Below are 15,050 nucleotides of genomic sequence, written 5' to 3' on the forward strand. Positions count from 1 at the left end.
GGACAAAATCCCAGCTTCCCCTCCTGGTTTTGTCCGAAGTCACACCATCTGCAATATCCTCCTATACCCTTTTTCAAATCACAAAAAAACCACCCCATATTGGAGTGGTTACTTCATTATTCCGCTTTAAAATTCAATTCCAGGTTCTCTGGACGATCCTCTGGTCGGATTTCATCCAACGGCACGTAGACTTCAATGTGCCTGAAGAGGTTTTCGAATTCAGCTGGCAGGTTGCCGCCGTATTCGCCGTCGAGGTTCAATTGAACCGTTTCCTTAGATTGCACCTTGATGCGGTTTGCCTGCGTGTAAATGACGCCTGGGTCATTAATATGCTCACCGCGGACAGCGAGTGAAGCAATTCTAATGAAATCGGCCAAGTTTGTCTTTTTCAAAATCAATAAAGAAAACAATCCATCATTGATTGAGGAGTTTGGAGCCAGGCGTTCGAAACCGCCAACAGAATTCGTCAGCCCGACAAGGAACATCATGACCTCGCCTTCGAATAGCTTGCCATCATACTCAATCGTTACTTCAGAAGCGCGAATGGATGGGACCATCTCGATTCCTTTTAGATAATAAGCTAGCTGGCCAAGCATCGTCTTGAGCTTGCTCGGCACTTCATATGTCAGCTCCGTCAGCCTGCCTCCGCCAGCAATATTTATGAAATATCTATCGTTGATTCGGCCTACGTCGACCGGAATCGTTTCGCCTTTAACAATGATGTCGACAGCAGCTTCGATATCCCTAGGGATATGGAGCGCGCGCGCAAAGTCATTTGTTGTGCCGACTGGAATGACGCCGATTCTCGGGCGGTATTCCTGTTCAGCGATCCCATTGACCACTTCATTTATCGTGCCATCTCCGCCAGCCGCAATTACCAGGTCATATCGCCGCTCAACCGCAATTCTGGCAGCCTGCGTCGCGTCCCCCTCACCTGTCGTTGCATGGCATGATGCCTCATAGCCAGCATTCTCCAGCTTTACCAAGACTTCGGCAAGATGCTTTTTAAAAATCTCACGACCCGAAGTCGGATTATAAATGATTCTTGCTCTTTTCATACCCATCATCCTACTTAATATGGTTTTTTATTCCATCCTTTTACATCATAGCTCATTACTTCTATCCAGGCAATTACCTCAATATCGATCGTACCGGATATATCATAAACTAAATCCTGTCCATTTGCCAAAAAGAAACCCACTATTAAATCAAAGTGTTAACTATCGTATTTTTCGAAAAACTCTTCCATTCCCACTCGTTCTTTTTTACAATACAAAGAGAATGGTTACATAAATTGGAAGCCACCAACCGCTATATGGAGATGGTATATTATGACGTATACTGAACTCATTACCCAATTTACAAGCTGGGAAAAGTACAAGCTCCATTCGAGGCCGCAATAATGAAAGGCTTAAATGGATTCCAGCATTGCCTGTTCTACCCTTACACCTGGAGATGCTTCAGCTAATGAAGATCAGCACAGAAACAATCTACTATATGATAAAACAGACGTTAAAAACGGCATAATAGTTCCCGAAGGTTTCGGCCTGGACATTCACTGCCTGCAGAACACACGTTTTCGGCATTGTCCATACTTATCAAGAAATGATTGGCTCGGTAAAATAAACATTCTGACTAGGACTATTTCAGAATAAAATTCTCTAACTAGATTAAAAGGGTGACGTTATATGACTTGGTTTTGTCTATTGGCAGCTTATTTGGTCGGTTCCATTCCAACCGCTTTATTGATTGGAAAATATTTTTTCCATGTTGATATCAGGGACCACGGCAGTAAAAACCCTGGCGCGACGAATACCTTTCGGGTCATGGGAAAGCGAGCGGCCATTGTCGTGCTGCTTGTGGATGTCGCAAAAGGGATGCTTGCCGCTTCTCTTCCGTTGATCTTCGATACCCCTATTGAACCACTGTATGCCGGATTGATTGCGGTTATCGGCCACTGCTTCCCGATTTTTGCGGGCTTCCGCGGGGGCAAGGCGATTGCCACAACAGCTGGGGCACTGCTGATTGTTGATGCCGGAATGTTCCTGGCCGTTTATGTGACTTTTTTTGCCGTCACTTTTCTGACCAAGTATGTGTTTATGGGTTCGATATCGGTGGGAATCGCAATGCTTGTTTTTTCTTTCTTCTCTCCGAAAATTAATGAACCAATAATTTTCACTGCTTTTATTTTATTTTTAATCTTCCTCCATCGTTCTAATTTGCAGAACTTTTTTAACGGCAAGGAACCGAAAATAAATGATAAAAAAGTGAAGGGCGACCGGCTGCCTACAAAAGATCTTAAGATGTGAATTTTAACCATGGCTTTCTCGAGCCATGGTTATTCTTTTGCACTATAGATATATCAGAAAAGTAAATTACTATTTATGGAATAGTAATTTTAGCGAAAAAATAGATTGTTAATCATTTATTTGAAATGATAGAATATTAATTGTATTAGCAATATTTTTTTAATAATTTTTCACAATAACAAAGGGGGAAAGATTATGTCCAATGAAATGTATCAAATCATTGCCATCGGGATATACATGGCCGCGATGCTTTATATCGGCTGGTATTCCTACAAAAAGACAAGCAATCTGACTGACTACATGCTTGGCGGCAGATCGCTTGGTCCAGCAGTCACAGCGCTTAGCGCCGGTGCAGCTGATATGAGCGGCTGGCTGCTGATGGGTCTTCCAGGCGGAATTTATGTAAGCGGTTTAGCAAATGCATGGATTGCCATCGGATTGACCGTCGGCGCGTATCTCAACTGGCTTTATGTAGCACCTCGACTTCGTTCTTACACACATGTAGCAAATGACTCCATCACGATTCCCAGCTTCCTTGAAAACCGTTTTAAAGATGATACAAAGCTTTTAAGAATTGTATCCGGAATTGTTATCCTACTCTTTTTTACCTTCTACGTATCTTCCGGAATGGTCGCCGGAGCTGTTTTCTTCCAAAGTTCATTCGACCTAGATTACCATACCGGCTTATTGCTTGTTTCCGCTGTAGTTGTGGCGTACACACTATTCGGCGGTTTCCTTGCGGTAAGTTACACAGATTTTATCCAGGGCATGATGATGCTTCTCGCCTTGCTGCTCGTGCCGATTATCGGCTTCGCGAAAACAGGGGGACCTGCAGAAACGTTCGATACCATCCGTTCAATCGACCCTGCCTTGCTTGATTTATTCAAAGGTACAACTGTGCTCGGCATCATATCAACCGCAGCATGGGGCCTTGGCTACTTCGGTCAGCCACATATTATCACCCGTTTCATGGCAATCACATCAATAAAAGAAACAAAGAGTGCAAGAAGAATCGGCATGGGCTGGATGATCTTCTCCTTAATTGGAGCAATACTGACAGCTTTGATCGGTCTTGCTTATTTCACACAGAATCCGGATGTTAAGCTGGATAACCCAGAAGCAGTCTTCATCGTGCTCGGGCAAATCTTCTTCCATCCATTGTTTGCCGGCCTTATGCTCGCAGCCGTTCTCGCAGCGATCATGAGCACCATCTCGTCCCAGCTGATCGTTACATCCAGCGCACTGACTGAGGACTTGTACAAAATCATATTCAAAAAAGGAAAATCAGATAAGCAATACGTATTTTTCGGACGTTTGGCAGTACTCGTAGTAGCGATTATCGCTGCAGCACTTGCTTGGGTGCAAAACGATACGATCCTTGGCCTGGTTGCATACGCATGGGCAGGCTTCGGTGCAGCGTTCGGTCCTATCATCATCTTGAGCCTTTATTGGAAGAAAATGACCAACTGGGGTGCGATTCTCGGTATGATTGCCGGTGCGGCTACCGTTGTCATCTGGAGCAACCTCGGCTTGAGCGATGTGATGTACGAAATCGTCCCAGGATTCATCATCAACCTGGTCATTTCAGTTGTAGTCAGCTTGGTAACATACAGACCAAATCCTGAAATTGAAAAAGAATTTGATATGAGTGTTGAAAACTTAAAATCCTAAACTCGATGCCACAGAGACCCTTTCTCTGTGGCATTTTTATTTCATACTCCGCTAAAATCTTACAGGAAATTACATATCTATAATCGAATTCATATAATGATAACTTATATTCTGAGGGGAAAATGATGAAGAGGAAGCTACTATTCTATGGAACAACTGCCATATTGCTGTTGATCGTATTGATTGCCATGGACCGCTATAAATTATATAAAGAGGAAAAGCCGCCTGTACCAAGCATCACAGTGAATGGCCAGGAGATTCCATCCATTGTCGGTCAGTATGATTGGCATGGGACCAAAACCAAAAAAATAGAGCCTATCAAAGCCATGGCTGGCATGAATCCGACAAAGGTGAAGGAAAAGCAAACTCTCGAAGTCTCTTTCCCTCCTGAACTGGAGCCTGCAAGCATGACAATCAGCCAGGTGAACTCAGCGCCTGGACTGGAAAAGAAGACTGTCCAAGGGAATCGCATGCAAATTCCCAAAAGCCTCACCCAAGAAAGAATCTATTTCAAAATAAAAGCACAGTGGAAAAAGGATTACAGCACATATTATGTTAAAACGGATATAGAGGATCTGCCACCTTTTTATGACTTTCTTTCAAAGGATCCAGGGAAACTATCAGTCTTGGCGATTGTTCCACGTGGAGAGTCAGAAAAGTATGACATTCCCGATGAGGTAAAGGAAAAGCTCGATTCCTTCCATATATCTGATGATATGGAAAGTCTGAAGAAGCAGTATCCTGAGCTTTTAACCAATGTAACTCCAGTCTATATGATCTTTAATAGCGAGTTTCACCAGCAAACCCTGCAAGATAAGGATCAGTTAATCGAACGTGTTATGGATGATGGTCGGGATTGAAATATTTAGCTCTTTTGTTATAGCATTTTTGCCTTCTTATATATATATCGAACTCATTCCCTCTTTCCCGGGAAATATCGACAAAAAAGCTGACGATGTAATCGCCAGCTTTCGCTATTATCTCTTATTTAATTCTTCAACAAGCAATTTGTTTACCAGTGGCGGGTTCGCCTGGCCTTTTGTAGCTTTCATGATCTGGCCTACGAGGAAGCCTTTTGCTTTATCCTTGCCGCCTTTGAAATCTTCAACAGATTGTGGGTTGGCATCGATTATTTCAGTAATGACCTTCCGTAGCTCGCCTTCGTCGGAGATTTGAACAAGTCCCTTCTCCTTAACGATTTTCTCCGGGTCGCCGCCGATTTCGACCAATTCCTTGAACACCTGCTTTGCAATCTTAGAGGAAATCGTGCCGTTCTCGATCAGCTTGATCATGCCGGCAAGTCCTTCGGAAGTCAGTGCTGTTTCATGCAACTCTTTCGATTCTGCCTTCAGGTAGGCTGAGAATTCTCCCATCAGCCAGTTGGATGCCTGCTTCGGATCCGCCCCAGCTTTCACAGCAGACTCAAAGAAATCAGCCATTTCTTTAGATACCGTTAGCACCTCTGCATCGTAAGCTGGCAGTCCCATTTCCTCGACATATCGCTTCTTGCGCTCGTCGGGAAGCTCCGGAATTTCCGCACGAACTCTTGCCTTCCACTCCTCATCAATGTAAAGATCAGGTAGATCGGGTTCAGGGAAATAACGATAGTCATCGGAGCCTTCTTTTACGCGCATCAGGATCGTCGTGTTATTCGCATCATCGTAACGGCGTGTTTCTTGCTGGATTTCACGACCAGCGAGGATTTCCTGTTCCTGGCGTTTTTCTTCATATTCAAGCCCTTTGCGCACAAAGTTGAACGAGTTCAAGTTCTTTAGCTCAGTCTTTGTGCCGAATTCCTTCTGACCAACCGGCCGGATCGAGATGTTCGCATCACAGCGGAGGGAACCCTCTTCCATTTTACAATCCGATACGCCTGTATATTGGATGATGGACTTAAGTTTTTCCAGATAAGCATATGCTTCGTCCGGCGTGCGTATATCGGGCTCCGATACGATCTCAACGAGCGGTGTTCCCTGGCGGTTGTAATCCACTAAAGAATATCCATTTCTATGCGTTAGCTTACCAGCATCCTCTTCCATATGGATGCGCGTAATGCCGATTTTCTTTTTATAGCCGTTTACCTCAATTTCAATCCAGCCATTCTCGCCGATTGGCTTATCGAACTGGGAAATCTGGTAAGCCTTTGGGTTGTCCGGGTAAAAGTAGTTCTTCCGGTCAAATTTCGTATGCTCCGCAACTTCGCAGTTCAAAGCCATAGCGGCTTTCATCGCGTACTCAACCGCTTTTTTATTCACGACCGGCAGTACTCCAGGATAGCCAAGGTCGATCACGCTTGTATTTGTATTCGGCTCGGCACCAAAATGGTTCGGACTCGCCGAAAAGATTTTCGATTCTGTTTTTAATTCAACATGGACCTCAAGGCCAATTACCGTTTCAAACTTCATCATTTTCACCCCTTTACAGCTCAGGTTGTTGTTTATGGAAATCTGTCGCCTGCTCGAATGCGTGAGCAACCTTATATACAGTGCTTTCATCAAAATGACGTCCGATGATTTGCAGGCCAAGCGGCAGACCTTTGTCAAATCCGCACGGAACCGAGATCGCCGGCACACCTGCAAGGTTGACCGGAATCGTGAGAATATCATTCGCGTACATTGTCATTGGGTCTCTTGTGTTCTCGCCAAGTTTGAATGCTGGCGTAGGCGCAGTCGGCCCAACGATGACATCATATTGTTCAAATACTTTTTCAAAGTCCTGCTTGATCAGCGTGCGGACCTTCTGTGCTTTCTTATAGTGGGCATCGTAATAGCCAGCGCTAAGTGCAAACGTACCAAGCATAATCCGGCGCTTTACTTCCTCACCGAAGCCTTCCTCACGGGTCATCTTGTACATTTCAAGAAGATTCTCCGCGTTCGGTGAACGGTAACCATAGCGAACACCGTCAAAGCGGGCAAGATTCGCTGACGCTTCCGATGAAGACAGCAAGTAATAGGTTGCCAGAGCGTACTTGGAATGCGGCAGGGAAACTTCTTCCCATGTTGCTCCCAGGCGCTCGAGGATAACAAGCGCGTCCATTACCGATTTGCGGACTTCTTCGTTCACACCCTCACCGAGGTATTCCTTCGGCACAGCGATTCTAAGTCCTTTTATATCGCCAGTCATTGAAGCGATATAGTCAGGGATGTCCACGTTTGCGGAGGTTGAATCCATTTCATCGTATCCCGCGATCGCTTTTAACAGAAAAGCATTGTCTTCTACATTTCGTGTGATTGGTCCGATCTGGTCCAAAGAAGACGCAAAAGCGATCAATCCAAAGCGTGAAACTAGCCCGTAGGTTGGCTTCATGCCGACCACTCCGCAGAAAGATGCCGGTTGTCGGATCGAACCGCCTGTATCTGAGCCAAGCGAGAAAAGCACTTCACCAGCAGCAACCGATGCAGCCGAACCGCCAGATGAACCACCAGGTACCCGGTCAAGATTCCACGGGTTATAAGTCTTTTTGAAGCCAGAGTTTTCGTTGGATGAACCCATCGCGAACTCGTCCATGTTCAACTTGCCGATGGTCACCGTTTCTGCATGTTTCAGCTTCTGGATGACTGTGGCATCGTATATAGGATCAAAGTTTTCGAGAATCTTGCTCGCAGCTGTCGTGCGCAACCCCTTTGTGACGATATTGTCCTTGATGCCAATTGGCAGTCCGTATAACTTGCTCGTTGGCTTGTTCTGGATAACCTTCTCGTCCAATGCCTTCGCCGCTGCCCTTGCGTTTTCTTCATCTAATGTTAAAAACGCCTGGACCTTTCCTTCTACCTCGCCGATCCGCTTGTACGATTCATCAACCAGGTCGGAAACGCTTAGATCTCTTTTATGTAGAAGCTCATGAAGCTCCGAAATCTTATGTTCAAATAAACTCATCACCGGTCCTCCTACTCCATAATTCCTGGCACTTTGATCTGGCCATCCTGGTGCTCAGGCGCATTCTTCAAAACCTCTTCACGCGGCAGGCCCTCTTTAGCACGGTCCTCGCGCATGACATTCTTTATTTCAAGCACATGTGCAGTTGGCTCAACATTATCTGTATTCAACTCATTCAACTGCTCAGCATATGTAATGATTTTATCCAGCTGGTCCGTCAGCATTTGCGCTTCCTCTTCTGTAATCGCCAATCTAGCCAGGTGTGCGACATGCTTCACCTGCTCCTCAGAAATCCTTGACATAAAAGCACCTCCATCGTAAATCGTCAGACAATAATAATAATAATAATAATGATCATAGCAAAGTTTTCCACGTTAAAGCAATACATGCCTTACTGTTTGTACTATTTTAACATGAGAGTTTAGTGATCGCAGGAAAGAAGACTATTTTGTGGAATATTTAATGATATAAAATGAAATGTGAGATGAGTTGATTGTGAAAAAGATATTTATAGCCTTCTGCTTGTTGTTGACCGCATGCAGCGATCCTTCCCCGTTAAAATCGGATATCGAGGTAAAAATCAATGAGCTGTTCGGTACCAAATTCGGGCTTCTTGACCAGGTCTATATTCAATCTGAAGGAAAAACACTGACAGTATTAAATCCGAGTGAGTTTTTGGGCTATCTTGAGGGAGCAGAAAAAACAGCAGGCGAGGAAATTACCGGGGCGATTGTCATTGTTTTAAAGACCTCTTCAGAAATGAAGGAATACAGCAAAGAACAAACCATTGAAGAGTTAAGCTTTGTCACTGATAATAAATTGATTTGTAATGAGGATTATTGCTACAAAACCTCCAAGGAACTTGCTGATCTCATTGAATCTCTTAAATAGAGAGGAGAATGGTGAATAACACCATTCTCCAGGAACGTTTTGCGTTCAGTAAAAAACAGGACTCTTGCCAAATCTTTAATCCCTACCGCTGATCCCTAATGCCAGCTTCAAATATTCCACAAATAACATCGACTGCTCTTTGATTTTCAAGTCTTCCTTCGATAACATAGCATGCTCTACTGCCAAGCCATCGATAAATGAAATGATCGAACGGGCAATAATTTGATGATCAAACCTGGGGCTAAATTCCCCACTCTTTTGACCATGTTCAATAATCGTCGCATATATTTTCAAGCCATTGTTGTATCGTACTTTCCCATATTCTCTTCTATGGTCATCATTTCTTCCTATGATAAAAAACTCAAGTTTTGCCGGCGACAAAGGATCCATATCATCATCAGGCTCCCCATCCTCGCCAAAGATGATTTTCATGAGCATATCCCAATAAGATGTTGCATTTTCCTTTACCATATCCAATGTCTCATCTAATTCCATGGCTAATGATTCTTCCAAGATTGTTTCAAACACTGCTTCTTTACTTGAAAAATATTGATACAGCCCGCCCCTGCTGATATTAGCAGCATCCATTATGTGCTTCATTGTAGCTCGCTCATAACCATGCTCAATGAAAACCTCCTGTGCCGCCTTCAAAATATCAGCTCGACGCTGTTCCATGTGCTCCTGACTGACCTTCGGAGACATTTACTCTCCCCCGTTCTATTTTGCTCTTAAAAATTAAACCAACGATCGAAACTGCAACCAACAATGAACCAGTAATCACAAATGTCGGGATGACTCCCAGTATGGTCGCAAGCAACCCACCGGCCAATGGCCCAATAATCGTCGCAGTGGTGGTCACGCTATTCAACACGCCAAAAACCCTGCCTGTCATGTGTACCGGAGTATCCATCTGTACAGCAGCCTGGAAAGGAATGAATACTAATCCAACTGCAAAGCCAGCAACCAATCCTAAAGCAGGTCCCCATAAAACGGGAAGCGCTAAGTCCATTCGTGTCAATACTGCCATCATACTAAAACTGATGCCTATCCCACAAACTCCAATAAACATCAGAATGAGAGCATTATAATCAGTTTTTTTAACCAACAGTAATCCCGTAAAAAACATTCCCAAACCTGATGCAGTTACAATATAACCAAACAGATCAGGCGAGGCATTTGATAGTTCCCTCAGTAATACGATGATTTGCGAATCGGACAGCTGTAAAATTAACAGGCTGATTCCTAATACTGTAATCCCCACAATTAAGAATCGATTTCCCCTGATAAACCTGATTCCTTCTAAGAAATCCTCTTTAAAAGAAGCTCCTCCTGGTTCATCTGAATCTATTGATATTGAAGCCACTGCCTTTGGTAAAGCTAACAACAGAATCGCTGAAATAACAAAGGTGCCTGAATCGATAAAGAATACCATTTTAGTCCCAAAAGCCGAGACCAACAGGCCGCTCAATAAAGGGCCTAACACCTTCGTTCCGGAATCAATCATGGAGGTAATGGACATGGCGCTTTTCATATTTTCTTGCTCAATCAGTTCTTTAAGCTTACCATTCTTCGCCGGGACAAATACAGCTGAGAGCATTCCGACCATGAACAAGCAAATATAGACAATCCATAAAGAATCAGCAAATGCAAGAATCAATATTAGCCCTGCTCTGACTACGTCTGACAAGACCATGATCGTCTTTCTGTTAAACCTGTCAGCAACCGTTCCAGTGAATGGTCCCAGCAGTGCCATTGGGACAGCTAAACATAGAATGATAAAGGAAACCTCCATTGGTGAAGCCTCCCATTTCAACCCAACCATCGTGATGATTGCAACAACACTTAACCAGTCACCAATACTTGATATTAACTGTGCAAGCATTAACGTAATAAACCCTTTATTTTTTAAAAGACCGCCCATCATCATCCCTCCATAACAAAACGACACTAATGTCGTTTTGGTTAACTTTATTATAACGACACCAGTGTCGTTTATCAACGCTTTTATAAAATTCGGGCTTTTTAAATTCATTAAAGCCTTAGTTTTATAGAAAAAGAGATTGAAGCCGGAAGCGAAAATGACCGTAAAAAAAAGAGCTAACCTAAAAGGCTGCTCTCTCGTCTCTATTTCCCAAATAACTTCCCAAAGCCAGATAGGAAACCCTTCTTCTTCTTGGCCGGCGCCGTTTGGATCACGGGTTTCTTTTTACCAAGATAAATCTCCTCTTTATCAATCGCATGGTGATGTGCTAAAACGAGCCCAAGTTCAGAATCATATTCTTTATTGGTCACGATCGTAAACTCGATGCCCCGTTTTTCAGCAGCTTTAATGTATTCCGATAAGTAAGGATATGAAATATTTCCGTTTAAAAAGAGGTGGGCTTCGCGGTTTTCATCCATAAGCTGCTCGACCTCAGGTTCAACGCCCTTTCTCATAACCTCGCCTTGAGTAAGCGCAATGACCACCCTTTCCCTTATTGTTGTAAGGAATCTCCTTCTTTCATCAGGTTTGGTCTGCTTAGCCCCATGAATCCCCTGCTGCAAATACTCATCCACATTGCTTTTGCTCAACTGATCCACCTCCATTTTTTTGCAGCTTCATCCGGTTATTAGAAACTATTATATTACTCTCACTTAACTTGAACTATATACCTTCTCTCCCAGTCGGTTATAACGAACACAAATCACGCTTTTCCTCCTGTTTCTGTCCGTCATGACCAAAACGAGACTCGACTTTCATTAATACTATGTATGATTCCGCCCATAGGTCTGTGCTAGTTTAAGGTTAACCTATTTTAAACAAAAAAAACCTCCTCTTCAAGTGAAGAGAAGGACACAAATAGGAGAATGCAAGGTGAAATAATCAAAAACTGTTATGGTGAATCCCAGCCTGAGTTGGAGGACTCAGGCAGAGAGAAAACCCGTGACTAAAATTCAAGCCGATCAGGAAGTTGTAAACTGTGCTTCTTCCGTAGACCCTTTTAGCGCTGTGGTTGAGGAAGTTCCTCCGGAAATAACCATGGAAACATCATCGAAATAGCCTGTTCCGACTTCACGCTGGTGTCTTGTTGCCGTGTAGCCGTATTGCTCGCTATCGAATTCAGCTTGCTGCAGCTCGGAGTATGCAGCCATACCGCGCTCTTTGTAGCCGCGAGCCAGTTCGAACATGCTGTGGTTCAAGGCGTGGAAGCCTGCAAGTGTAACGAACTGGAACTTGTATCCCATCTTGCCAAGCTCGACCTGGAACTTCGCGATTGTTTCATCATCCAGCTTCTTTTTCCAGTTGAATGATGGTGAGCAGTTGTAAGCAAGCAACTTGCCTGGATACTTAGCATGGATCGCTTCTGCAAAGCGGCGAGCTTCATCCAGATCCGGCTCAGAAGTTTCGCACCAAACGAGGTCAGCATATGGAGCATACGCAAGACCGCGGGCAATCGCCTGGTCAAGACCAGCCTTTACGCGGAAGAATCCTTCAGGAGTCCTATCGCCAGTGATAAACGGAGCATCATACGGATCGACATCGCTTGTGATCAAATCTGCCGCGTTTGCATCAGTACGGGCAACAATCAGTGTTGGCGTGCCCATGACGTCAGCTGCAAGTCGGGCAGCAATCAGGTTCCGCACCGCTGTTTGTGTTGGCAGAAGAACTTTACCCCCAAGGTGTCCGCATTTCTTTTCAGAAGAGAGCTGATCCTCAAAGTGAACGCCAGCAGCACCTGCTTCAATCATGCCCTTCATCAATTCGAATACATTCAGCTGTCCGCCAAATCCTGCCTCTGCATCAGCTACGATTGGTGCGAACCAGTCGATGGAATCGTCGCCTTCTCCATGAGTGATCTGGTCAGCACGCTGCAGCGCCTGGTTAATGCGCTTAACAACTGCCGGTACACTGTTTGCAGGGTACAAGCTCTGGTCAGGGTACATGTTTCCGGAAAGGTTGGCATCTGCCGCTACCTGCCAGCCGCTCAGATAAATTGCCTTAAGGCCAGCTTTTACCTGCTGGACAGCCTGGTTGCCAGTCAGAGCACCAAGTGCATTAACGAAATCTTCCTCATGTACTAGCTTCCAAAGCTTCTCCGCACCGCGGCGTGCCAGTGTATGTTCAATATCAATCGAACCGCGAAGCTTGATGACATCCTCCGCCGTATAAGTCCTTTCCACTCCACTCCATCTGCTATCCATTTCCCAGCTTTCCTGCAATTGCTTTACACGATCTTGAGTCATTTTTCGTTCCTCCTAATGTTTGTTTTTATATGAATCTATCAATCTATTAAGCTAAAGCCTGATAGCCAGGCAATGTTAAAAATTCAACAAACTCATCATTTAAAATCAACTCATCAAACAGCTCTGCTGCCTGCTCGAACTTCCCGTTTTCAAAACCAGCTTCGCCGACTTCCAACTTGATTTTCTCAAGCTCCTCTTCCTTCAGCTCATGGTACATTTCAACCGTCACTTTGCTGCCATCGTCAAGAACTCCTTTAGGATGACGAATCCATTGCCATAGCTGAGCCCGGGAGATTTCCGCTGTTGCTGCGTCTTCCATCAAGTTATGGATCGGAGCTGCGCCACGGCCATTCAGCCAGGATGCTACATATTGGATGCCGACATTGATGTTCATGCGCACGCCGGCTTCTGTTATAGTGCCCTCTGGTACAGCAAGGAGGTCAGCTGCCTTAACCTCAACATCCGCTTGCTTACCGGAATCAATCTGGTTCGGTTCAGGCATTTCCTTGTTGAACGCCTCAAGTGCTACCTGTACCAGCCCTGGATGTGCTACCCATGTTCCATCATGGCCATCACGCGCTTCGCGTTCTTTATCGGTGCGTACCTTTGCGAATGCTTCAGCATTTGCTTCCTCGTCATTCTTGATTGGGATTTGCGCCGCCATGCCGCCCATAGCCGGAGCCTGGCGACGGTGGCATGTCTGAATCGTCAGCAACGAGTATGATCTCATGAATGGAACCGTCATTGTTACCTGTGAGCGATCTGGTAAAATCACATCATCCTGTGAACGCAGTTTTTTCAGATAGCTGAAAATATAATCCCAGCGTCCGCAGTTCAAGCCAGCGGAATGCTCTTTCAGTTCATATAGAATCTCATTCATTTCGAATGAAGCAAGAATCGTTTCAATTAAAACAGTTGCTTTAATCGTTCCCTGTGGAATGCCGAGATGGTTCTGTGCATAAACGAACACATCGTTCCATAGACGAGCTTCAAGGTGGCTCTCCATCTTAGGAAGGTAGAAGTATGGACCTGTGCCTTGCTCCACCAGCTTTTTCGCATTATGGAAAAAGTACATCGCGAAATCGAATAAGCCGCCGGAAATTGGGTTGCCATCGAGCAATACATGTTTTTCTTCTAGGTGCCAGCCTCTTGGGCGAACCATTAAAACAGCCGTTTTTTCATTCAGTTGATACTTTTTGCCATTTGCATTTTCAAAAGAGATCGTCCTGTTAACAGCGTCTCTAAGGTTGATCTGCCCTTCAACAATCGCTTCCCATGTCGGCGAAGTTGAATCTTCGCAGTCTGCCATAAAAATCTTCGCTCCGGAATTGAGCGCATTGATTACCATCTTCCGGTCAGTTGGCCCTGTGATCTCGACTCTGCGATCCTGCAGGTCTCTCGGCAGCGGTGCGATAGTCCAATCACTTTCACGGATGTGCTTCGTCTCCGGCAAAAAGTCCGGGAGCTTTCCTCCGTTGATGTCCGTCTGGCGCTTTTCCCTTGCCGCCAGCAATTCCACCCGACGCTCGCCAAAATGCCTTTCAAGCCGCTCTACAAAATCAAGAGCCTCTGGTGTCAAAATTTCTTCGTATCCTTTTTTCATGCTGCCTACAATTTCAATTCCTGTAGTTTGTGTCGACATTTACTGCCTTCACCCCTTTGTTATAGTACAGTATCGGTTTATCTAATATGTATTATATAACAGTGTTTTTAGATTGCAACTATTTTGTTAAATTTTTCTGAAAAATTTTTAAAATGAGGAAAATGCCCTGTAAACAAAAAGACCCTTTTTTAGTAGAAAAAAAGAGTCTGGAGGATTGGTGGGTCAAGGTTTAGAGTATAGTTATCTTCTTCATGGACAGCCGACTCTTTATGGTAGAAAAGTACTACCGAGAACACGGTATGGGGTCCAAATGTCATCTTGGTAAAAGGAAACCTTCTGCTTTTACCCAAATTGCAGTTCCCTTGCCGAAAAGGTAAATGGAAACCTTCTGCTTTTACCCAAAACGCTGTTCTTTTGTCAAAACGGTAAATGGAAACCCTCTGCTTTTACCCCAATTGTAGTTCCCTTGCCAAAAT

At 44.6% G+C, this 15,050-nt stretch carries 13 protein-coding genes; 4 read left to right on the forward strand and 9 right to left on the reverse strand.

The genetic code is table 11. The features are described 5' to 3' along the window. Window positions 1–116 precede the first annotated feature (116 nt). Window positions 117–1,058, reverse strand: a complete 942-nt coding sequence (locus TY49_RS16075) for a diacylglycerol kinase (protein ID WP_041966929.1) — start codon at window positions 1,056–1,058, stop codon at window positions 117–119. Between the two features lie 630 nt (window positions 1,059–1,688). Here TY49_RS16075 and plsY point away from each other — a divergent pair. From plsY to TY49_RS16090, 3 genes are all read left to right on the forward strand, one after another. Next, complete coding sequence (plsY, locus tag TY49_RS16080) at window positions 1,689–2,309, forward strand: glycerol-3-phosphate 1-O-acyltransferase PlsY (protein WP_041966930.1); 621 nt, start codon at window positions 1,689–1,691, stop codon at window positions 2,307–2,309. Window positions 2,310–2,504: 195 nt separating this feature from the next. Next, entirely contained in the window at window positions 2,505–3,980 is a 1,476-nt protein-coding gene (putP, locus tag TY49_RS16085; protein ID WP_041966931.1) for a sodium/proline symporter PutP, read from the forward strand. 122 nt (window positions 3,981–4,102) lie between these two features. Then, window positions 4,103–4,840 (forward strand): hypothetical protein, encoded by a 738-nt coding sequence (locus TY49_RS16090; RefSeq protein ID WP_156972704.1) that lies wholly within the window; start codon window positions 4,103–4,105, stop codon window positions 4,838–4,840. A 117-nt stretch (window positions 4,841–4,957) separates the two neighbouring features. Here the strand turns inward: TY49_RS16090 and gatB are convergent, their stop codons facing one another. Genes gatB through gatC form a run of 3 tightly spaced genes read right to left on the reverse strand, consistent with a single transcriptional unit; the run spans window position 4,958 to window position 8,158 of the window. Then, window positions 4,958–6,385 carry an Asp-tRNA(Asn)/Glu-tRNA(Gln) amidotransferase subunit GatB gene (gene gatB, locus TY49_RS16095; RefSeq protein ID WP_041966933.1) on the reverse strand — a complete coding sequence of 476 codons (1,428 nt, stop codon included), beginning with the start codon at window positions 6,383–6,385 and terminating at the stop codon, window positions 4,958–4,960. A 13-nt stretch (window positions 6,386–6,398) separates the two neighbouring features. Continuing rightward, the gene (gene gatA, locus TY49_RS16100) at window positions 6,399–7,856 is read right to left on the reverse strand and encodes an Asp-tRNA(Asn)/Glu-tRNA(Gln) amidotransferase subunit GatA (protein ID WP_041966934.1); all 1,458 of its coding nucleotides are present in this window, start codon (window positions 7,854–7,856) and stop codon (window positions 6,399–6,401) included. Window positions 7,857–7,867: 11 nt separating this feature from the next. Continuing rightward, window positions 7,868–8,158: an Asp-tRNA(Asn)/Glu-tRNA(Gln) amidotransferase subunit GatC gene (gene gatC, locus TY49_RS16105; RefSeq protein WP_041966935.1), complete on the reverse strand. Its 291-nt coding sequence runs from the start codon at window positions 8,156–8,158 to the stop codon at window positions 7,868–7,870. A gap of 193 nt (window positions 8,159–8,351) precedes the next feature. Here gatC and TY49_RS16110 point away from each other — a divergent pair, with 193 nt between their 5' ends. After that, window positions 8,352–8,747: a hypothetical protein gene (locus TY49_RS16110; protein ID WP_041966936.1), complete on the forward strand. Its 396-nt coding sequence runs from the start codon at window positions 8,352–8,354 to the stop codon at window positions 8,745–8,747. Window positions 8,748–8,822: 75 nt separating this feature from the next. Here the strand turns inward: TY49_RS16110 and TY49_RS16115 are convergent, their stop codons facing one another. From TY49_RS16115 to aceB, 5 genes are all read right to left on the reverse strand, one after another. After that, window positions 8,823–9,422: a TetR/AcrR family transcriptional regulator gene (locus TY49_RS16115; RefSeq protein ID WP_232310468.1), complete on the reverse strand. Its 600-nt coding sequence runs from the start codon at window positions 9,420–9,422 to the stop codon at window positions 8,823–8,825. Next, entirely contained in the window at window positions 9,403–10,668 is a 1,266-nt protein-coding gene (locus TY49_RS16120) for an MFS transporter (protein ID WP_156972705.1), read from the reverse strand. The genes TY49_RS16115 and TY49_RS16120 overlap by 20 nt, the downstream gene beginning before the upstream one ends. Window positions 10,669–10,871: 203 nt before the next feature. Continuing rightward, window positions 10,872–11,327 carry a YueI family protein gene (locus tag TY49_RS16125; RefSeq protein WP_369390223.1) on the reverse strand — a complete coding sequence of 152 codons (456 nt, stop codon included), beginning with the start codon at window positions 11,325–11,327 and terminating at the stop codon, window positions 10,872–10,874. Window positions 11,328–11,690: 363 nt separating this feature from the next. Further along, on the reverse strand, window positions 11,691–12,971 hold the full coding sequence (aceA, locus tag TY49_RS16130) for an isocitrate lyase (RefSeq protein ID WP_041966940.1): 1,281 nt from the start codon (window positions 12,969–12,971) through the stop codon (window positions 11,691–11,693). A 46-nt stretch (window positions 12,972–13,017) separates the two neighbouring features. Then, window positions 13,018–14,613, reverse strand: coding sequence for a malate synthase A (gene aceB / locus TY49_RS16135; protein WP_041966941.1), 1,596 nt, complete (start codon window positions 14,611–14,613; stop codon window positions 13,018–13,020). Window positions 14,614–15,050: the final 437 nt, after the last annotated feature.

The sequence above is a fragment of the Mesobacillus selenatarsenatis SF-1 genome (genome assembly GCF_000813125.1).
GTDB classification, from domain to species: Bacteria; Bacillota; Bacilli; order Bacillales; family Cytobacillaceae; genus Mesobacillus; species Mesobacillus selenatarsenatis.